Origin of the sequence: Chloracidobacterium sp., assembly GCA_015075585.1 — a bacterium.
Classification (GTDB): domain Bacteria; phylum Acidobacteriota; class Blastocatellia; order Pyrinomonadales; family Pyrinomonadaceae; genus OLB17.
This window is the reverse complement of record JABTUB010000001.1, coordinates 977,331-996,429: the sequence shown is the minus strand read 5'-3', so window position 1 is coordinate 996,429 and position 19,099 is coordinate 977,331. Positions and strand designations below refer to the sequence as shown.

Here is a 19,099-nt window from a genome sequence, read left to right as displayed (position 1 = left end):
ATCCGCTACTCCTCATCCGCGGCGAGCAGCGACGCGCTTGTAACAAGGTCGTCCTCGCCGCACTTGATAAGCGTAACGCCCTGTGCGCTGCGGCCCGTTTCGCGTATCTTGTCAACGCCGAGCCGGATCAGCTTTGCCTGCTGCGTGATTATCATTATCTCGCTGTCGTCGGCTACGGGGAATGCGGCAACGACCTTGCCGGTCTTGTCCGTCGTCTTCATATTGATGACGCCGATGCCGCCACGCTTGGTCAGCCGATAACTGTCAACGGTCGTTTGCTTGCCAAAGCCTTTTTCTGACACCGATAGAACCTTCTCGGAGCCGTCCGGCAGGACGGCACAAACAGATACGACATAATCACCGCCGCGCAAGTTCACTCCGCGGACACCGCGTGCCGCGCGTCCCATCGGCCGCACATCGGTTTCCTTGAAGCGGACAGCCATTCCGTCGTGCGTTGCGACAAAGATGTGCTGCTTGCCGTCGGTGCGAATTACCTCGATCAGCTCGTCGCCCTCATCGATATTGATGGCATTGATGCCGTTCGCACGAATATTCTGGAACTCGCGAAGTGCGGTCTTCTTGATAACGCCGTTCCGCGTGACCATCGTCAGATATATCTCTTCCGTAAAGTCCCGAACCGCCATTGTCGCGACCATCTTACGCTCCTGAGAGAGCTGCACAAGGTTGACAACTGCCTTGCCGCGGGCGGCGGCCGCCGCTTCCGGGATCTCGTGCACCTTGATCTTGAAGACCTGGCCGTCATCGGTAAAGATCATCAGAGCATCGTGCGTTGACGCGGTAAAAAGATGCTCGACAAAGTCATCATTCTTCGCGGTCGCACCAAGCCTTCCCTTGCCGCCGCGGCCCTGCCGTGAATAGGTCGATACAGGTGTGCGTTTGATATAGCCGGCCTTCGTGACCGTTATGGCGACCTCTTCGTCAGCAATGAGGTCCTCGATCTTGAGATCGACGCCCGCATCGACGATGGTCGTCCGGCGTGCATCACCGTAGGCCTTTTTGATCTCGCTCAATTCGTCGATTATCACTTGCCGCAGGACGCTCTCATTGGCAAGGATATTCTCAAGCTCGGCAATGTAGCGGATGATCTCTTCGTACTCGTCGAGGATCTTTTGCCGCTCAAGGGCCGACAGCCTGCGAAGCTGCAGGTCGAGGATCGCCTGGGCTTGTATCTCGCTGAATTCAAGGCTCGCAATGATCTTGCGCAGCTCTTTTCTGAACTGTTCGTCGGTTTTGCTTCCGGCGATGCCGCGCCATTTCTGAACCTCATCGAGTGTCGAAAAATCGGCGGTAAGCCAACGGCGGGCCTCGTCCACGCTGCGCGAATTCCTAATGAGCGGAATTATGTGGTCGAGAGCGTCGATGGCCTTATTGAGGCCTTCTAATATATGCGCTCGAGCCTGCGCCTTCTTGAGGTCGAATTCCGTCCGCCGCCTGACGACTTCGCGGCGAAACTCGATGAACGCCGCAAGCATATCCTTGAGCGTCAATAATTTCGGCTGGCCGTCAACGATCGCGATGTTAATAATGCCGAATGACGACTGCATCGGCGTTAGTTTGTAGAGCTTGTTCAGGATGACTTGCGGGATCGCGTCACGCTTCAACTCGATGACAAGGCGCATCCCTTCGCGGCTCGATTCATCGCGGACCTCAGAAACGCCGTCAAGTTTGCGCTCGTGGACAAGCTCGGCAATACGTTCGTGGAGCTTTGCCTTATTGATCTGATAGGGTATCTCGGTTACGACGATGGCGTTTCGGGTACGTTCGCCGCGTCCGATCTCGTCAACAACAGCCTTCGCACGCATCTGTATGATGCCTCGGCCCGTCTTGTATGCGCTGACTATGCCCTCGCGGCCATATATGAAGCCTGCGGTCGGAAAGTCAGGGCCCGGAATGAACTTGATGAGGTCATCGACGGTAAGCGTGTGGTCATTCAACAAGGCGATGGTTCCGTCCAATATCTCGGTGAGGTTATGCGGCGGTATCTTTGTCGCCATTCCCACGGCAATGCCTTCTGAACCATTTACAAGAAGGAGCGGGATCCTGGTCGGAAGCACTTTCGGCTCAGACAAGGAATCGTCATAGTTCGGCTGAAAATCAACCGTTTCCTTCTCAATATCCGCAAGCACTTCATTCGCGATCTTCTGGAGGCGAACCTCGGTATATCGCATCGCCGCGGGATTGTCACCGTCTATCGAGCCGAAATTTCCCTGCCCGTCAACCAGCGGATAGCGAAGCGAAAAGTCCTGAGCCAGCCTCACGACCGTGTCGTAAACTGCGGTGTCGCCGTGCGGATGATATTTACCGATCGTATCGCCCACCACACGCGCCGATTTCTTATACGGCTTGCCGTGCGTGTTCCCGAGTTCACTCATCGCCCACAAAACACGGCGGTGAACCGGTTTGAGGCCGTCACGCACATCAGGCAAGGCCCGGCCGATGATGACCGACATTGCGTAATCGAGATACGAACGGCGCATCTCGTCTTCGATATTTATTTGATTACGTTCTAGTAATGAATCCATCGTATTTGGAATAGGAAAGGCTGCGGCTTACGGTCAGGAAAAATTTACGGCGGCCCCGAAAAAATCTGGAAAAGACAGTGCCTTAATTATTTCTAAATTATACAGGCGAAAAGCCTGTGTCGCAACCAACGCGAACATCCCCGAAACGACCCGATCTCTGAGGCCGAACAACCGATCCCAAGTTGTCTAAACCTATGCAAAACATACTTTCTAACGAAGTGCTTGGCGATCATCCGAAAGCGCCCGCAACGCCCACTCAAAAAGAGAATCGACGCATTCAGCGCATCGCTCTTCCGCTGCCCGCACGAGTTGAAGTAAAGCTCGACACAAAGGTCAATTGGACCGAGGTAACACGGCTTACGGACGTGTCGGCATTCGGCGCCGGCTTTACGTTAAAACGGCCCGTAAAACGCGGCCGCCTGATCGCTCTGACAATTCCGATGCCTCGGCAGTTGAGATGCTACGACTATGCCGAAGCCCAATATCGCATTTGGGGCCTTATAAGACGCTGCATCGCGATCACGTCAGGCCCGAACCAAACGTTTGCGGTCGGCGTCGCCTTTATCGGCCGCACTCCGCCGAGCGATTATCTTGACCATCCGTCGCGCCTTTACGATATTAGTCACAAGGACGAGACCGCAGAAGGCTTTTGGAAGATGAAACTTGCGGACCTTATGGCTGATGACAGCGACCTGCCAAAGGATCTCCGCAAGCAATCACGCCTTTTCATACCCGAGCCTCTGGTCCTCGAATTGATCGACGAACAGGGGAACGTTACCAATAGCGAAGCCACGGTCACTGAGAACATAAGCCTCAGCGGTGCGGCTGTTTTCAGCCAATTCGACCTGTCTCCCGGCACTTTCGTACGTGTTACGAGCGAAAGGTTCGGTGTTACTATAATCTCTGTCGTTCGCGGCAGAAGGGTCGGTCAGGACGGCATCCCTCGTCTTCATTTGGAGTTCATCGATCGTCATTTTCCGCTTGATGGTATCGAATAGTTTCAGCAGGTAATACGCGATAAATGAGCAGCAACGACAATTTGATCGCTGATGACGGACGTCACCTTTCTCGTCAGGCCGCTGACATTCAGAGCATTGTTCAGGTTAAGGAAGGCGACGGCACGAGCTGGAAAGAAGTAACGGTTCTTTCAACCGTCTCACTCAACGGCGCAGGCTTTACTCTGACACGGCCCGTAACGTTGGGGCGTCTTGTGTCGATGGTTTTGCCCATGCCCAGGAACCTCCGCGCGTACGACCATGACAAGGAGTTGTATCCGGCACTCGGCCTTGTGCAGCACTGTACAAAGACCCGGATCGACGGCGAGACGAAGTACCGCGTAGGCGTTGGCTTTATCGGCAAAGAGGTGCCCGAAAGTTTCAAAAAAGATCCGACGCAGAGCTATCTCTTTACCGGCATACGCCCCGACGGTCTTTGGATGGTCCTTGAGGCGAACAGCCAGTTCAAACAACGCGGCAACCCTCGATTTTGGAAACATATCGAATTCACTGTTACCAAAATGAGGCGCGAGCGTTCAAACCTCGAAAAGGTCACTGCGATGACGAACGACATCAGTGCCGGCGGCTTTTCGATAACCGGCGACCTCAACGTCGAGATCGGCGAGCGCGTAAAGGCTGCGTGCCCGATCTTCGGCTTCTACACTTTTGCCGAGATCCGCAACATTAGCGTCTCAAAAAAGGACAATCGGACGACGCTTCATCTCAAATTCCTTGATTACGAATTTCCGATGGAAAGGCTGCTCGCACGCCCGAGAGCAGCATCGAACGGACATCATCGGTAGGTCGAAACTTACATTTTCGGTGAAAAGTATTTACTCTTTATAGGTCGCAGCCTTCTGCCGCGACCTGTATTTGTGCCGCAAGAGTTCCGCTACCCGTCACGAACGATCATACGTCTGCTGAAGCTGACCGCGCTCATCATCAGCAAGGTTTTCTGGTTCATACGCTACGAAGGTCTCGACAATATTCCGCGTTCCGGCGATCGCGGGCTGATCATCGCGTCAAATCATCAAACATACATCGACCCGGTCTGGATCAGCATTCCGATACGGCAGAAGCAGAGATTTATGGCGTTCGACGGTGCGTTCAGTTGGCGGCTCGTCGGCCCGCTGATCACTTATCTTGGTGCCTTTCCGGTAAAAACGCCGGTCGATACCGGCACGGCGTTCATAAAAACATCACTTCGGGCCCTTTCTGAAGGTGCTGCACTCGTGATCTTTCCCGAAGGCTCGCGCGAGTCAGCCGACGGCAAAATGATGCCGTTCAAGGAAGGTACGATGCGCATCGCATTACGCACCGGTTTACCGGTTCTGCCCGTAACGATCGTCGGCGGCGAACGCATCTGGCCCTACGGCCGTCGATACCCGCGGATCTTTAGGCGCGTTAACGTGATCTTCCATCCCGCGTACACTCCCGAGAACGCAATTTCTGACCAAGCGGCAACCGAAGAGTTGGCGAGAGCCATCGCTTCGGCGTATGACGACAAGCGTCCCGCAGCGAACATCTGAATTTGCCGGTTGCAGCGGCTGTTTTTGTTTGACAATCGGCAGCGAATCTTGTGTAATCGCTTCACGATAAATTAGCTCATCAGGTGTGCCTATGTCTCGAAATGTAATAAATCTCCTCGGGGTCGCAGCGATCTTAACAGTTATCACTGCATGTGTTTGCAATCCGGGAAAGAACACGAACAACTCGGGCGGCGGCGCAAGTCCTTCGCCAAGTGCATCACCGAGTGCGTCGCCTGAGAGCACAAAGTCCCGCAATGCCTCTGAGAACGAGGACAAAGGCAACTTCGTCGTAGAACACGTCGATGTACAAGATCCCGCGTACGAAAAGATCGATGCGGCGATCCGCAAAAATCGTATCCTCGAAGACGCGGCCGACGATCTTAACTCCGCATTGTCGCTGCCCCGTGATATCACGCTGCGTTCGAAGGACTGCGGCGAGCCGAATGCATTTTACAATCCTGACGACGTATCCGTAACAATGTGTTACGAATTGATGGATCACTTTTTCGAGACCTTCCTTAAATCGGGACTGTCCGAGGATGAGGCTTTCCAGCAGATGTTCGCTGCAACAAAGTTCGTCTTTTTGCATGAACTCGGCCACGCTCTGATCGATCAATACCAATTGCCCATAACCGCTAACCAAGAAGATGCGGCCGATCGCTGTTCCGCTTTTATCAATATCGAGGAACTCGGTGATGACGGCGTCAAATCGGTGCTTGCGGCGGCTGATGCGTTCCGGCTTGAATCAAAGGACGGCGGAAAGATCAGCGGCGGCGAGCTTGCGGATGAGCACCTGCTCTCAGAGCAACGCTTTTTCAACGCTCTTTGTATGCTTTATGGCTCGAACCCTGACAAGTTCTCAAATATCGTTACAAAGGGCTATCTGCCGAAGGCTCGTGCCGTGCGTTGCCCGAATGAATATCAGCTGAATGCGGATGCATGGTCAAAACTCCTCAAGCCCTGGCGCAAAAAGTAATACCTTTGGGGCAGTTTCGTTTGATTCCGCACGGCATCGCCGATAAACTGTCCCTTTATGAAGATCCACGAATATCAAGGCAAAGCCATCCTTAAGGAATATGGCGTCCCGACACCGCGCGGCATCGTTGCCCGCTCACCCGAAGAGGCCGAAGCCGCCGCAAAGGAGCTCGGTACCGACATAGTCGTCGTAAAAGCTCAGATACATGCCGGCGGACGCGGCAAAGGAGGCGGCGTAAAGCTTGCAAAGTCGCCTGCCGAAGCAAAAGAGATCGCATCGCAGATGCTCGGGATGATGCTCGTTACGCATCAGACCGGCCCCGAAGGCCGCGAGGTCCGCACACTGCTGATCGAGGAAGGCCTGCCGATCGATAAGGAATTCTATCTCGGCATTACGCTCGACCGTGTTACGGGCCGCAACGTCTTCATGGCGTCGTCGGCCGGCGGAATGGATATCGAGAAGGTCGCCGAAGAAACACCCGAACTCATCCTCAAGGAGACGATCGACCCGGCGGTCGGGCTGCAGGCATTTCAGGCACGCAAGCTCGCATTCGGCCTCGGCATACCGAACGAACTCGTCAACCAAGCAGTCAAATTCATGCTTTCGCTCTACAAGGCGTATGAGAGCACGGATGCGTCCCTTGTCGAGATCAATCCCTTCCTGCTCACAAAGGACGGGCGGCTGATCGCACTCGATGCAAAGCTGAACTTTGATGACAACGCAATGTTTCGGCACAAGGATTACGCCGAGCTTCGCGACCTCAACGAAGAAGAGCCGCTCGAGATCGAAGCATCGAAATTCGACCTCAATTACATCAAACTCGACGGCAACATCGGCTGTATGGTCAATGGTGCCGGCCTTGCGATGGCAACGATGGACATCATCAAACTCGCGGGCGGCGAACCTGCGAACTTCCTCGATGTGGGCGGCGGTGCTTCGCAGGAGCGTGTTGAACAGGCGTTCAAGATACTGCTTGCCGATAAGAACGTAAAGGCCGTACTCATTAACATCTTTGGCGGCATCGTCCGCTGCGATATGGTGGCGAACGGCGTTGTCGCGGCCGCAAAGAATCTCGGCGTCTCGATCCCGATAGTCGCACGCCTCGAAGGTACCAACGTCGAAGAGGGCCGCCGCGTTTTAAGTGAATCCAACATCGGCATCATCCCCGCAACCACAATGAACGACGCCGCCGCCAAAGTGGTCGCCGCCGCCGCCTAAGTCAGAACCGCCTGCGTAAGCGGGCGGCCAGTTCGCAAGATAACCAAAGGCCTCGGACATCACCGAGGCCTTTTTGCTCTATTCAACTTCACTGCCAAACTGCTCCGCACCAACAAAGCGGAGTTACAAGCGGTATTATTGGAAATTCGAAAGGCTTTGTTGAACTATTACGACATTCAATATGAGTTGCCGTGCTCTTTATGAGTTGCCACGCTCTTTAGAGCGTGGAAAAGGTGAACAAATAGGATCCCAGCCGGCTTTAGCGAGCTTTATCCGACCGGCTTCAGCCAAATAGACAAAGGACGTTAAAACGCCCTCCCGAATTCGCACCGCAGCCTCACCACGGGCTAAAGCCCGTGGCTATACGTAAGAACCAAAAAAGATGTATGATCTCACAAGGGTCACAAAGAATGACCTCGCGATCTTTTTACGCGGTGGCTACCTTAACGACGCCGTCAAGGCAAAGCTCCAACGCCTCGTCGAGATCGGAGCGCAGCTGGCAGAGATCGACAGTAAAAGCGGAGCACTCGATGATGAGATCGAAAAGATCGAGGACGATCAAAAGCGGCTTCGCGAGAATATCGAGGCACTTTCAAAAACACCCGAGGCTAAGGTTCTCATCACACGCTACGTCGCCAAAGCCGGCGAACAGGAAACACGCCTCGAAGCGATCCAAAAAGAACAAAAAGAACTCTGGGAACGCAGGATACAGCTCCTAAAGGAACAGGCCTCAGAGATACGGAACTTCAACATCGATTAGCCGTTCACGGCATTCTTTTGATAAAGATGGCGTTGAAAACCAACAAATGTTTCGCGGATGCGAGAAACGTCGCCGAGAGCGTCCACGCCGTCGGGGACAGATCGATATTTGAGTTCGAGCAGTCGCGGAAGCTTCTCGTCGTCGAGTTCACCAACGCCCGACTCGACATATTTCGAAAGGACAAAATCTAAAAACCCGCGTTGCTCACTGTTTAGGAAGGCAAAAATGTTGCTTTTAGCGGCATCAACACGCTCTTTGCGGGTGATCGGAGCGACAGCATAGGCGACGTATTCGAGCAGATCGAAAACGTCGCTTTTCTCGGCGTCAATTAGTTTCTGCATCTCGCCCAGCTGTTCGGGGCCAAAGCCGGCATCGGCAAGCCGATGGAGCAATTCTCGCCGCGTTGACGGTTTCGACCATATCTCGCGAAGGTGCTCTTCGTCGCGAAAGAACTGCGGCAGCACGCCAAAAAGGTTCTCTAGGAACTGCTCGGCTGAGATCGGGTTTCCGTTGCCGTCGAGGAAGGATGTCGACGCCATATGCTGAATTGAGCGTTCCTTACCGTCAGCCAAGCGGATCTTGACCTTTTTCTTGCATTTGCACGGAAGCTCGCCGCACTTCTCACACGGTGCGGGCGGTTCTATTTCGCAAACACATTTTTTTTCACCACAGACGGGGCACGGCTTCTTTTCCTTGCGTTCGCACTCGCAGGGCGAGGCACCGCACTCGTCGCATATCTCGAGTATCGGTTCGCCGTCCCATTCCGGATCGAGAAAGTTGTGATAAGCGTCAACAAAATCGTAGATAGTGAAATAGTCCTTGCCGTCAAAGAGCCGCGTTCCTCGTCCGATGATCTGCTTGAACTCGATCATCGAATTAACGGGCCGCATCAGGACGATATTTCTTACATTTCGAGCATCTACTCCGGTTGAGAGTTTCTGCGAAGTTGTCAGAACGGTCGGGATCGTCTTTTCATTGTCCTGAAACTGCCGCAGATATTCCTCGCCCTGTCCGAGGTCGTTTGCGGTCACCCGAACGCAGTAATGCGGATCGGTGCTGTCGGCGATCTGATTTATCAGGTCGCGAAGCAATGCGGCATGAGCCTGTGTCGCCCCGAAGACGAGCGTTTTTTCATTTTGGTCGATCTCGGAAAGAAATATCTCACAACGCTTCCGTTCGCGTTCGACGATCTCGATGGTACGGTTAAAGTCCTTTTCCTCATAGACCTTTCCGGCCTCGATCTCGCCCTCGACGATCATGTCATCGGGTGTCCAGACGTATTCGTCAAGCGTGGTCTTTATCCTGCGAACTTTGAACGGCGTGAGGAACCCGTCGGCGATGCCGTCCTTGAGCGAATATGTGTAAACCGGCTCGCCGAAATAGCGGTAAGTATCGACGTTGTCCTTTCGCTTTGGCGTCGCCGTCAGGCCGAGTTGGACGGCGGGCTTGAAATAATCCATTATCGAGCGCCAATTGCTTTCGTCGTTGGCTCCGCCGCGATGGCATTCGTCGATGATTATGAGATCAAAGAAATCCTCAGGGTAATCGCCAAAGTACGGCGAATCGCCCGGGCCGGACATAAAGGTTTGGAATATCGTAAAGAAGATGCTGCCGTTCGTTGGCACGCGGTCGTTCTTTTTGATCGAATCCGGCCGGATGCGAACGAGCGCATTTTCGTCAAAAGCTGAGAAAGCGTTAAATGCCTGATCAGCGAGAATGTTGCGGTCGGCGAGAAAAAGTATTCGCGGACGACGACTGCCGTCGCGTGCGAGGTTCCAGCGGGCCTGGAAAAGCTTCCAGGCGATCTGAAATGCGATAAAGGTCTTTCCGGTTCCGGTGGCGAGTGTCAGCAAAATTCTTTGCTTATTATCGGCGATCGCCTTCATCGTATTATTGACGGCGATCTCCTGATAATATCTTGCCTGCTTTGTTCCGCCGACATCTTCAAACGGAACCGCGTCGAATTTGCTTTGCCATTCCGAAACGTCGCCGAAAACGCGGTTCCAGAGTTCATCGGGCGTTGGGAATGCGGAAACAATGCCTTCACGTCCCGCGTCCATTTCGATCTCATATATCTCGCGTCCATTCGCGGCGTACGCGAATTTGAGTTCAAGCTTTTGGGAATAGAGCTTTGCCTGCATCACGCCTTCGCCGACCTCTAATTCGTCCGATTTTGCCTCGACGCTCGCAAGCTTGCGATTGCTATATTCAAGAACATAGTCCGCCTTAAGAACATTTTGCCTTACGCCGCCCGACTGTATCTTTCCGGCGGTGATGTGATACTCACGCAGGATACGCGCGCCCTCGATCACGCCCCAGCCGCTTTCCTTTAGCTGAGGTTCGATCAATTCTGCTCTTGTATCTGCTTCGTTCATTGCCCGTTTCCGCGTTTCGCGGCATATAGCCACGTCGTTTACGGCGTGGTCAGATTCGATTTGCCTCCAAAGGGCGTTTTAACGTCCTTTCAATTCCCGGCTAAAGCCGCCCGACGGTAAGCCCGTTAAAACGGGCTAAGAAAAATTCTCGATCCTAGACCACGCCGTAAACGGCGTGGCTATGTGCCCTGCGGGTCATGCGGTCGCTGACGCGACGCGGAACATCTTTTTCACATTGTACCGTGGGCTAAAGCACCACGGCTAAATTCATACCACCGCTATGCGGTGAAGACAATATCTAAAGCTCACCGCTGAAGGCTTTTTGGAGAATTGATTTCTTTAATTCGTCCAATTCCCGCAATTTTCTTTGGGATGTTACTCCGATTTCCTTCGTCTCAGTCTCACAAAGAGACATTTTCGATGATAAGGCATGCTGTTCGATAATCGACGTTGGGAGATAGATTTCGAAACTCTCCAGATCCGTTTTGGTAAGTGCCTGACGGGTCGAGCCTCCGGCTACCCCAACATTCAACAGCCGTTCTTTCGTCGCATTCGAAGTCAGGGTGAAGTTAAGGAATGTGGGATCGATTTCATCGGTGTTTGCCCTGATGATGGAGACATGCTGATTCACTCTTCCCGGTATGCATTCATCTGGACAAAGACAACTTCGGGCAATGGAAGCTCCTGTAATATTTATTAGAACGTCATTCGGTTGTAACGTAACGTTTGATAACTCGTTTGCTTGCTTCGAGTCAATGAATGCCAGGTTGTCCGGTTTGAAGCGACGATCATGAACGTTCATGCTCCTAATCAGTGAGATTCCGCGAGTCTTGTATGCATTCTTACCGCCCCGCGGTGTTGCCCCGCTGCCAATCTTTGACGTTAGTTCTTTTAACGATCTTCTCTTCCAATCCGGGCCGGGGTTGGCGAAGATGTTGCTTAGGTATGAGTCGAAGAGTTCGCGGGCGTTTTGGATGTTTTTTTCGGTGTTGGCTTTTGCCTTGTCTATGGAGGCGAACGCTTCGTCAAGGATCGCCACGATCCGCCTCTGCTCCTCGATTGGCGGAACCACGACTGGAAAGGTTGTAATATCCCGCTGATACAAATGCGGCGTAGTCGCCCCTTCGAGCCGAGAGTTCACAATGCTTTGAAAATACGGACTCATTAAGCACCGTAGTAGGTATTTCGGAAATATGGACGATCCGCTACGAATGAGTAAAAGTGATGAATTTATCGTTGCCTTATCGGGAAGTTCGCCAACAATTCCGACCTTTCCGATCCCAGCTCCATCTTTGCAAATTAAGACATCATCTTTTTGAAGAATTATCTCTGGGCTTTCGAGATAGCGTTCTTCGGTAATATGGAAAGCCTGGCAGAAATCGACATAGTCTCCATGATTGAGCGAATGAACAGAAAGAAATAGGGGTCCGCTCTTCTGATATTCCTTTGCAGTCAGGCCTCGCCAGCCTATTCGTCCCCTCAATTCAGCGACTTGACCAAGAGGCTTTGTTTCCCAACCATTCTTCATACCAATGCCTCCACCTTTTTGAGGATCTCGGCGGTTTCGGCGTCGAGGCGGCGGATCTTAGTGTTATTCTGCCCGGTCATTTCCTTAATTTCTTTTTCGTATTGCTTTCAATCCCGGCGGGATCGCATGTTTATAGAAAAATCGTGTCAAAAATATCGTGCGACCCCCGCGGGGTCGTATGTTTTCTTTCGCGACGTTCGTTCTATAAACATTTGACGCCGCCGGCGTCATTCTGCATTTAATCAGATGCACCGTTCTCATCGTCGTCGTCAATCCATTCGAACAAATATTTTTCGTCGAATTCAACCTCGAACTTTTTCAAGAGGTTCGTGTATTCATCCTTGAATGTCCGTTTTGCGTGATGTTCCTTCTGCCGCATGATGTAACTAATCACATCGTCCAATTGCGAATGACCGTACGAAAAGGCTCCAAATCCTTCCTGCCAATTAAAATTGAATTTCGTTAACTGTTTTTCCTTGATGAATTCGTTTGACGCCTTCTTTACTTCTCTCACGAGGTCGGAAAGACAACATGTCGGCCGCATGCCGATCAGAAAATGAATATGGGTTTCAATGCCGTTGATCGCGAGCATCTTCTGACCTTTGTTTTGAACAATTCCGGTAATGTATTTATACAATTGTGTTTCCCATTCTTGTTGAATTAGAGCGTAGCGATTTCTTACGGCGAAAACAATTTGGATATAAATTTGTGAATAAGTATCCAGCATATATTCTCCTTTAGGTTCGACCCCGCCGGGGTCGGATTCTCTTTGTAATCACAATTCTATAAACATGGGATGTCTCTGACATCAAAATCTCTCTGTTTTCATACCAACGCCTCCACCTTTTTGAGGATCTCGGCGGTTTCGGCGTCGAGTCGGCGGATCTCTGCGAGGATGTCTTTCGGATCGCGAAGAGCAGCCTCTTCGGCGCGGTTCGGGTTTTTGACGGAAAGGTCGAACGTATCTTTGTCGATATCGTCGATGCTGACCGTCCAGGACTTTTCGGAATCTGCCTTTGTCTTTTGCAGTTCGACAAATTCGGCAAGGTCGGCGTCGTTGAGCGGATTTGTCTTGCCCAAACTGCGGCCCGGATCGAGTTGGTAATACCAGATGTTTCGCGTCGGCTTTCCTTTCTCAAAAAAGAGAACGACGGTGCGCACTCCCGCACCGAGGAACGTCCCCTGCGGACAATCGAGAATGGTGTGCAGGTCGCAATCTTCGAGCAGCATCTTCCTGAGAGCCTTGGCATCGCCGTTCGAAAGAAACGTGTTCTTGATCACAACGCCGGCACGTCCGCCCGCCTTCAATATCTTGATAAAGTGCTGCAGGAAAAGAAACGCCGTCTCGCCCGTCTGGATCGGGAAGTTCTGCTTGACCTCAGCCCGTTCCTTGCCGCCGAACGGCGGATTTGCCAGCACGATGTCGTAACGGTCGCGTTCCTGAATATCGGCAAGGTTTTCGGCAAGCGTGTTTGTGTGAATGATATTCGGCGCCTCGATCCCGTGCAGGATCATATTCATAATGCCGATGATATAGGCGAGCGATTTCTTTTCCTTGCCGTAGAAAGTACGTTTCTGGAGCGTTTCGATATCTTCTGTGGTCAGATCGCGGCCGGCTCGGAGATATTCATAGGCCTCGCAAAGAAAGCCCGCCGACCCGCACGCTCCATCGTAGATACGATCTCCGATCTTAGGAGCGACAACCCGAACGATCGCCTTGATAAGCGGACGCGGCGTGTAATATTCACCGCCGTTGCGTCCGGCATTGCCCATGTTCTTTATCTTTTCCTCGTAAAGCGCCGACATTTCATGCTTCTCTTTGCTTGAGCGGAACTTCAAGCCGTCGATCTCGTCGATAACCTCACGGAGGTTGTATCCGCTCTGTATCTTGTTCTTTAGCTCCGAGAATATTTCGCCGATCTTGTACTCGATCGTGTCCGCGCCTTCTGCGTCGCGCTTGAATTTCTTTAGGTACGGGAACAGTTCCTTATCGACAATATCGATGATATCGTCGCCCGTCATAGCGCGGTGGTGATCGAGCCTGCCGTCAGCCGTTTTCGGCGCCGCCCACGCATTCCATTTGTATTCAGATGCAATGATCGGCCTATATTCCTTGCCCGCCAGATCAGCAGCCATCTTCTTGGTCTGCTCAAGGTCGTCGAGATACTTGAGAAACAGGATCCAAGAAGTTTGCTCGATATAATCGAGTTCGGTCGCGCAGCCCGCCTCTTTGCGCAGGGTGTTATCAATATTCTTAAAGGCTTGTTCGAACACAGTTTTTAATTTACGATGCCGGAGAATTTCACGATAAGTGAGTTGCGGACATTTTAGCATCAATTTTAACAGCAGTGATAGGATCCTCGCACCGCGACTGCACGCGGCGGGCTTTCGCGTCCGTTGATTCGCGCGGCTTTTTGGCGTAGAATTTCCACATCGGGCAAATTCATGTCGAGGAGGTCAGCGTTATGACAAAGTTATCGCGTTTCGCGTGCGTTATCTTGGGGTTTGGCGTAATTATCCTTGCGGCGTCGGCAGTTTCGGCGCAGAAGGCAAATGACGACGCCGTACCCGTAATGACGGAATTCCGGGGCATCAAGATCGGAATGCCGGCCAAAGACGTCGAGAACACGATCAAAAAAGATGCCGCCGCAAAGGATGACAAAGGCTTTTACTTTACCTTTTCGGAGGACGAAGCCGCGCAGGTTGCTCTTGATGCCGACAACAATGTCAGCGCGATCTCGGCTATGTATTTTAAGGTTGATGCCGCAACGCCAAAGATCGGCGACGTTTTTGGCAAGGCAGCAACCGCAAAACCCGAAGCGGACGGCCATATATATCAAATGATCCGCTACCCGAAAGCCGGCTACTGGATCTCATACAACCGAACGGGGGGCGATTCGCCAATGGTAACGATCACAATGCAAAAGATACCGGCGGATGAGCAGTGAACCGCCGAATCTGAACGCGATCAGATCAGCAATACGGCAACGCGGTCCCGCAACTCGAAGGTCACGGATCGCATTGCCGCTTCGCGAAAATGAAGCCCGCTAAAGCTTTATGTAGATCCGCCGCCGATAAAGCAGCCACATAAGGAAAAGCCAAAAAAGAATGAAGGTGACGGCGTACATCCACGACGCATCTATCGGCGACGCAAGCGGAAGATAGACGTTCTGCATCACCCAACCGAGCAGCGAGACAGGCTTGCCTTCGGCACCGTCAACACGATACGAGATCAGGATGCGGGCCATTATCCCCGAAAAGACGAACAGCGCGAGCGCGTTCGCACCAAATACCTCGAACGGCCAAGCCCAACGCCGATAGCCCTTAAGATCGATCGCCCAATAGCAAACACCGAGGACAAGCAGCGAAAGCCCGCTCGTCGCAACCACATACGAGCTTGTCCAAAGCGATTTGTTCATCGGGAACCAGCTGTTCCAAACGAAGCCGAGCGCCAACAGCAGCACGCCGAACGCAAACAGAACGTTGGCTTTCTCCGAGGACGCCGAAGCCGCGGCGGATGCGTCGCCTCCCTTCATCAGCCACTTGCCGGCCAGAACGCCCGAGATCGCGGTAACGATCGCAGGCAGCGTCGATAAAATGCCTTCGGGGTCGTAAACCTTGCCGCCGCGCCAGATATGGTTTTCGGTAAGAATAAGCCTGTCGATGTACGCCGCAAGGTTGCAGGCCTTGTCGTTCATTGTCGTAACCTCGCAGCCGGGCACGGGCACGAGCGTCAGCAATGCCCAATATCCGAGCAGGATAGCAACGGAAATGCCGAGAAGCTGTTTCCCGCTGAAATGCAGGAACAGTATCGATGTGACGAGATAAACAGCGGCGATCCGCTGAAGTACGCCCATGATCCGCAGCGTCGAGTAGTTGTACGCGACGATGTTCCAGCTTGCGAGGTTCATTAACGCGATGCCTGCGAGGGCAGCGGCCGCAAGCACCGCTGCCGTTTTGAACCTCCGCAACAGCAGGAAAAACAACGCGGCCGCGAACAGAAGCCACACGATGAGCTTTACGGCGTCGGGAGCGTCGGACGCTTGGAACTGAAAGAACGGAATGGTCGAGATGGCCGCACCGCAAAGATATATCGACACCGCACGGATGACAATTTTCGTATAAACGCCGCGGCCCGGCCTTTCTCTGACACGTTTACCGAGCGAGAATGAGATCGCAACGCCGACAATGAACAGAAAGAACGGAAAGATCCAATCGGTAGGCGTCAGGCCGTTCCATTCGGCGTGTTCGAGCGGCCAATAGACCGGCGGACCGCCGGGGTTATTCACGAGTACCATCCCCGCGATCGTCATGCCGCGGAATACATCCAGCGAGATCAGCCTGCCTTGACCGGTCGAACCCATAATTGAAGCAAGATCACGAAAAAGGGTATTACAAACGGCTCGAATAATGAAATGCCGAAACGTATGAACCCGGCAAGCGGCGACCTCGCCTCACCAACCCATTCGATCACGCAAACGAGTGATGTGTGCCGTGTGATGTTTCGAGTGCCAAGCGTACAAAGCAAGTGCGCCTTCCAATGTCCATTTACCGGTGTGCGGATGAATGTACTGCTTGGCAAAGTCGGCATCTGTCATTGCTTCGAGCAGCGTTACCCACCGCGTGTGGATCGCCTCGAGCATTCTGAGCGAGATGTCGGGCGGCAGAACCGTGTCAGCAAGCTCGGCCCAACGCTCTTGAAAATAAGGCTTTATCGTCGGCGGCTCATCTTCGGTCAATGCCAGCTTAAAACGAATGAGCGAGTTCGCATGACTGTCCGCGAGATGATGAACCGTCTGCCGAACCGTCCAACCGTCAGGGCGATATCGCGTATCGAGCTGCGTTTCACTTAATGACGCGATCGCACGGCTGAGCAGCAGCGGAAGCTCGCGAATAACCTGTATCCGGCCTGCACGCGCGGCGGCCGATACTTCGAAATTCATATCGAACTCGCCGATCGGAAAGCACAGGTCTTCTGTCATTGCAGATCAATAGTTCGAATCTTCATATAGATTCTCGAATCGCGTGGAAGGCCCGAGAAATGACAGCTTGACGGAGCCCGTAGGGCCGTTGCGCTGTTTGGCGATTATTACCTCGGCCGTGTATTTGTTCTCGTCGGTCGCGTCGTAATATGCCTCGCGGTAAATGAACGCCACAATGTCCGCATCCTGCTCGATAGAACCCGAATCGCGCAGGTCGCTGAGCAAGGGCTTCGGCGGCTTTCGTGCTTCCGGAGCACGCGAAAGCTGTGACAATGCGATGACCGGCACATTCAGTTCCTTGGCAAGCGCCTTGAGTTCGCGCGAGATCAAAGAAACCTCCTGCTGACGCGATTCACTGCGTGTGCCGCCGGACATCAGCTGCAGGTAATCTACAATTATCAGGTCGAGACGCTTTTGTTCCGCAGCAAGCCGACGCGCCTTCGCACGCATTTGAATGACCGACAGTCCGGCGGTGTCGTCAATGTGTATCTTCGCTCCCAAGAGCCTCGCAAGTGCATCTTTGATCTTCGATATCTCACCATCTGAAGAGGAACCGGAGCGAAAGCGGTTCAGATCGACATTCGCCTCCGACGCAAGCATACGCATAGCGAGCTGCTCCGTGGACATTTCGAGCGAGAAAAAGGCAACGACCGCATCCGAATGGATCGCACAATTCTGTGCAAGCGTAAGGCAAAACGCCGTTTTTCCCATCGACGGACGTGCCGCAACGATTATCAGGTCGGACCTTTGCAGCCCCGAGGTCATATCGTCGATCCCGTAGAAACCAGTCGCAAGGCCCGTGATCCGCCGCGGATCGTCGCGCTCGCGGAGTTCGTTAAAACGATGGAGAAAGCGCTCGGTCGCGTCGCTGATGCTCACGAACCCCTGCGTAGTTCTCGACTCGCTAAGGTCAAAGATCGCTTGCTCGGCATGATCGAGAATGATCTCTGCGTCGTCCGATTCGGCGGCCGCATCACCGATTATCGAGTTACACGTCCTTATCAGTTCGCGAAGCAGCGATTTATCGCGAACGATCTTGATGTGGTCTAGGATGTTCGAATAATGCGGAAGCCCGAAACTGAGGTTCGTGATGCTTGTAACGCCGCCTGTCGCCTCATACGGATCATCTTTTTTCAGTTCTTCGGCAATGGCGATCGGATCGATCTTCGCCCCCTTTTGAAAGAGAGCTATCATCGCCTTAAAGACATTGCGATGCCGCGGTACATAGAAATCATCGGGCTTCAGCTGCTCGATGGCCTGCGAGATCAAGTCGCCGTCGAGCAGGATCGCACCCAGAACCGCACGTTCCGCTTCGTCATTTGACGGTAATGGCTTTTCGAGAAATTGTCCTCCGAAATTACTTGCAGCTGGCTTCATTGATCCGTTCCGTGAATGTAATTCTAGCCCTAAGGAATATAGTTGTCGAAACCGAAATTTCGAAAGTCCATAAATATCGGCAGCCGTGATATTTATCAAAGTAAATGCCTGCTCGACAACGAAAAACGGCACGGATGAACCGTGCCGTTAAACATATGTCCCGCCGAGAAAGAACCTATTCTGCGGCTGCTTCTTCCGCGGTTTCCGCCTCTGACGCTCCGCTTTCCGCCGCGGCCGGGGCCGCTTCCTCAAAAGTGGTTGCCGGTGCCGCCTCGACAGCCTTCTCTTCGACAGGTTTCTCGATTATCTCTCCGCCTTCCGTGGTAACCTTTACCGGAATATCAAGTGTAACCTCGCGATGAAGCTTGACCGAAACCGTAAAGTGTCCCGTTTCCTTGATCGGCTCACGCAGAATGATTCGCTTACGGTCGATCTCGTAGCCCTTTGCCTTCAAAGCCGACGCAATATCCATCGATGTTACCGAGCCGAAAAGCTGGCCGTGATCGCCCGCCTTTCGTGCGAACTCGAGTGCGATCGACGCCATCTGGTCACGCTGTGCCTCAGCGGTCGCCTTCTCGACAGCAGCCTTCTTAAGCAGTGCGGCACGCTCTTGCTCGATCTGTTTGACGTTGCCCTTTGTTGCCAAGGTCGCAAGCCCCTGCGGCAGCAAATAGTTGCGGGCATAACCCGCACGCACCCTGACGATCTCGCCGCGGCCTCCGAGCGAGTCAATATCCTCGCGCAGTAAAATAGTAGTATTCGCCATTGTAATCTCTCCAATAATCAGCCCTGCACGGAAGCGCCGCGGCCGAATGC

Annotated in this window: 16 protein-coding genes; 7 read left to right on the top strand and 9 right to left on the bottom strand. The window is 53.1% G+C overall.

All coding sequences use genetic code 11. The features are described from left to right. Positions 1 to 5 precede the first annotated feature (5 nt). Positions 6 to 2,543, bottom strand: a complete 2,538-nt coding sequence (gene gyrA / locus HS105_04495) for a DNA gyrase subunit A (GenBank protein ID MBE7515859.1) — start codon at positions 2,541 to 2,543, stop codon at positions 6 to 8. 194 nt (positions 2,544 to 2,737) lie between these two features. Here gyrA and HS105_04490 point away from each other — a divergent pair, with 194 nt between their 5' ends. From HS105_04490 to HS105_04465, 6 genes are all read left to right on the top strand, one after another. Beyond that, a complete protein-coding gene (locus tag HS105_04490; GenBank protein ID MBE7515858.1) occupies positions 2,738 to 3,541 on the top strand; it encodes a PilZ domain-containing protein in 804 nt (267 codons plus the stop codon). Positions 3,542 to 3,564: 23 nt separating this feature from the next. After that, positions 3,565 to 4,341 carry a PilZ domain-containing protein gene (locus tag HS105_04485; protein MBE7515857.1) on the top strand — a complete coding sequence of 259 codons (777 nt, stop codon included), beginning with the start codon at positions 3,565 to 3,567 and terminating at the stop codon, positions 4,339 to 4,341. 72 nt (positions 4,342 to 4,413) lie between these two features. Further along, positions 4,414 to 5,067 (top strand): 1-acyl-sn-glycerol-3-phosphate acyltransferase, encoded by a 654-nt coding sequence (locus HS105_04480; GenBank protein MBE7515856.1) that lies wholly within the window; start codon positions 4,414 to 4,416, stop codon positions 5,065 to 5,067. Between the two features lie 91 nt (positions 5,068 to 5,158). Next, complete coding sequence (locus HS105_04475) at positions 5,159 to 6,043, top strand: DUF4344 domain-containing metallopeptidase (GenBank protein ID MBE7515855.1); 885 nt, start codon at positions 5,159 to 5,161, stop codon at positions 6,041 to 6,043. A gap of 57 nt (positions 6,044 to 6,100) precedes the next feature. Continuing rightward, a complete protein-coding gene (sucC, locus tag HS105_04470) occupies positions 6,101 to 7,261 on the top strand; it encodes an ADP-forming succinate--CoA ligase subunit beta (GenBank protein ID MBE7515854.1) in 1,161 nt (386 codons plus the stop codon). 382 nt (positions 7,262 to 7,643) lie between these two features. Then, positions 7,644 to 8,021 (top strand): hypothetical protein, encoded by a 378-nt coding sequence (locus HS105_04465; GenBank protein MBE7515853.1) that lies wholly within the window; start codon positions 7,644 to 7,646, stop codon positions 8,019 to 8,021. Here HS105_04465 and HS105_04460 read toward each other — a convergent pair. From HS105_04460 to HS105_04445, 4 genes are all read right to left on the bottom strand, one after another. Next, on the bottom strand, positions 8,018 to 10,396 hold the full coding sequence (locus HS105_04460) for a DEAD/DEAH box helicase family protein (GenBank protein ID MBE7515852.1): 2,379 nt from the start codon (positions 10,394 to 10,396) through the stop codon (positions 8,018 to 8,020). The genes HS105_04465 and HS105_04460 overlap by 4 nt on opposite strands. Positions 10,397 to 10,694: 298 nt before the next feature. After that, a complete protein-coding gene (locus HS105_04455) occupies positions 10,695 to 11,924 on the bottom strand; it encodes a restriction endonuclease subunit S (protein ID MBE7515851.1) in 1,230 nt (409 codons plus the stop codon). A gap of 238 nt (positions 11,925 to 12,162) precedes the next feature. After that, complete coding sequence (gene tnpA, locus HS105_04450; GenBank protein ID MBE7515850.1) at positions 12,163 to 12,651, bottom strand: IS200/IS605 family transposase; 489 nt, start codon at positions 12,649 to 12,651, stop codon at positions 12,163 to 12,165. A 98-nt stretch (positions 12,652 to 12,749) separates the two neighbouring features. Continuing rightward, entirely contained in the window at positions 12,750 to 14,198 is a 1,449-nt protein-coding gene (locus HS105_04445) for an SAM-dependent DNA methyltransferase (GenBank protein ID MBE7515849.1), read from the bottom strand. A 191-nt stretch (positions 14,199 to 14,389) separates the two neighbouring features. On the opposite strand from HS105_04445, the gene HS105_04440 reads away from it, so the two are divergent. Beyond that, positions 14,390 to 14,872 carry a hypothetical protein gene (locus HS105_04440; GenBank protein ID MBE7515848.1) on the top strand — a complete coding sequence of 161 codons (483 nt, stop codon included), beginning with the start codon at positions 14,390 to 14,392 and terminating at the stop codon, positions 14,870 to 14,872. A 99-nt stretch (positions 14,873 to 14,971) separates the two neighbouring features. On the opposite strand, the gene HS105_04435 is transcribed toward HS105_04440, so the two are convergent. From HS105_04435 to HS105_04420, 4 genes are all read right to left on the bottom strand, one after another. Beyond that, positions 14,972 to 16,288 carry a DUF5009 domain-containing protein gene (locus HS105_04435; protein MBE7515847.1) on the bottom strand — a complete coding sequence of 439 codons (1,317 nt, stop codon included), beginning with the start codon at positions 16,286 to 16,288 and terminating at the stop codon, positions 14,972 to 14,974. Between the two features lie 90 nt (positions 16,289 to 16,378). Further along, on the bottom strand, positions 16,379 to 16,906 hold the full coding sequence (gene bstA, locus HS105_04430; protein MBE7515846.1) for a bacillithiol transferase BstA: 528 nt from the start codon (positions 16,904 to 16,906) through the stop codon (positions 16,379 to 16,381). Positions 16,907 to 16,912: 6 nt separating this feature from the next. Continuing rightward, positions 16,913 to 18,283, bottom strand: a complete 1,371-nt coding sequence (gene dnaB, locus HS105_04425) for a replicative DNA helicase (GenBank protein MBE7515845.1) — start codon at positions 18,281 to 18,283, stop codon at positions 16,913 to 16,915. Positions 18,284 to 18,458: 175 nt separating this feature from the next. Next, positions 18,459 to 19,049, bottom strand: a complete 591-nt coding sequence (locus HS105_04420; protein ID MBE7515844.1) for a 50S ribosomal protein L9 — start codon at positions 19,047 to 19,049, stop codon at positions 18,459 to 18,461. Positions 19,050 to 19,099: the final 50 nt, after the last annotated feature.

Bases quoted from the DNA above. Each gene is read 5' to 3' on its own strand.
- gyrA (MBE7515859.1), bottom strand. From the start codon at position 2,543: ATGGATTCATTACTAGAACGTAATCAAATAAATATCGAAGACGAGATG.
- HS105_04490 (MBE7515858.1), top strand. From the start codon at position 2,738: ATGCAAAACATACTTTCTAACGAAGTGCTTGGCGATCATCCGAAAGCG.
- HS105_04485 (MBE7515857.1), top strand. From the start codon at position 3,565: ATGAGCAGCAACGACAATTTGATCGCTGATGACGGACGTCACCTTTCT.
- HS105_04475 (MBE7515855.1), top strand. From the start codon at position 5,159: ATGTCTCGAAATGTAATAAATCTCCTCGGGGTCGCAGCGATCTTAACA.
- sucC (MBE7515854.1), top strand. From the start codon at position 6,101: ATGAAGATCCACGAATATCAAGGCAAAGCCATCCTTAAGGAATATGGC.
- HS105_04465 (MBE7515853.1), top strand. From the start codon at position 7,644: ATGTATGATCTCACAAGGGTCACAAAGAATGACCTCGCGATCTTTTTA.
- HS105_04460 (MBE7515852.1), bottom strand. From the start codon at position 10,396: ATGAACGAAGCAGATACAAGAGCAGAATTGATCGAACCTCAGCTAAAG.
- HS105_04455 (MBE7515851.1), bottom strand. From the start codon at position 11,924: ATGAAGAATGGTTGGGAAACAAAGCCTCTTGGTCAAGTCGCTGAATTG.
- tnpA (MBE7515850.1), bottom strand. From the start codon at position 12,651: ATGCTGGATACTTATTCACAAATTTATATCCAAATTGTTTTCGCCGTA.
- HS105_04440 (MBE7515848.1), top strand. From the start codon at position 14,390: ATGACAAAGTTATCGCGTTTCGCGTGCGTTATCTTGGGGTTTGGCGTA.
- HS105_04435 (MBE7515847.1), bottom strand. From the start codon at position 16,288: ATGGGTTCGACCGGTCAAGGCAGGCTGATCTCGCTGGATGTATTCCGC.
- bstA (MBE7515846.1), bottom strand. From the start codon at position 16,906: ATGACAGAAGACCTGTGCTTTCCGATCGGCGAGTTCGATATGAATTTC.
- dnaB (MBE7515845.1), bottom strand. From the start codon at position 18,283: ATGAAGCCAGCTGCAAGTAATTTCGGAGGACAATTTCTCGAAAAGCCA.
- HS105_04420 (MBE7515844.1), bottom strand. From the start codon at position 19,049: ATGGCGAATACTACTATTTTACTGCGCGAGGATATTGACTCGCTCGGA.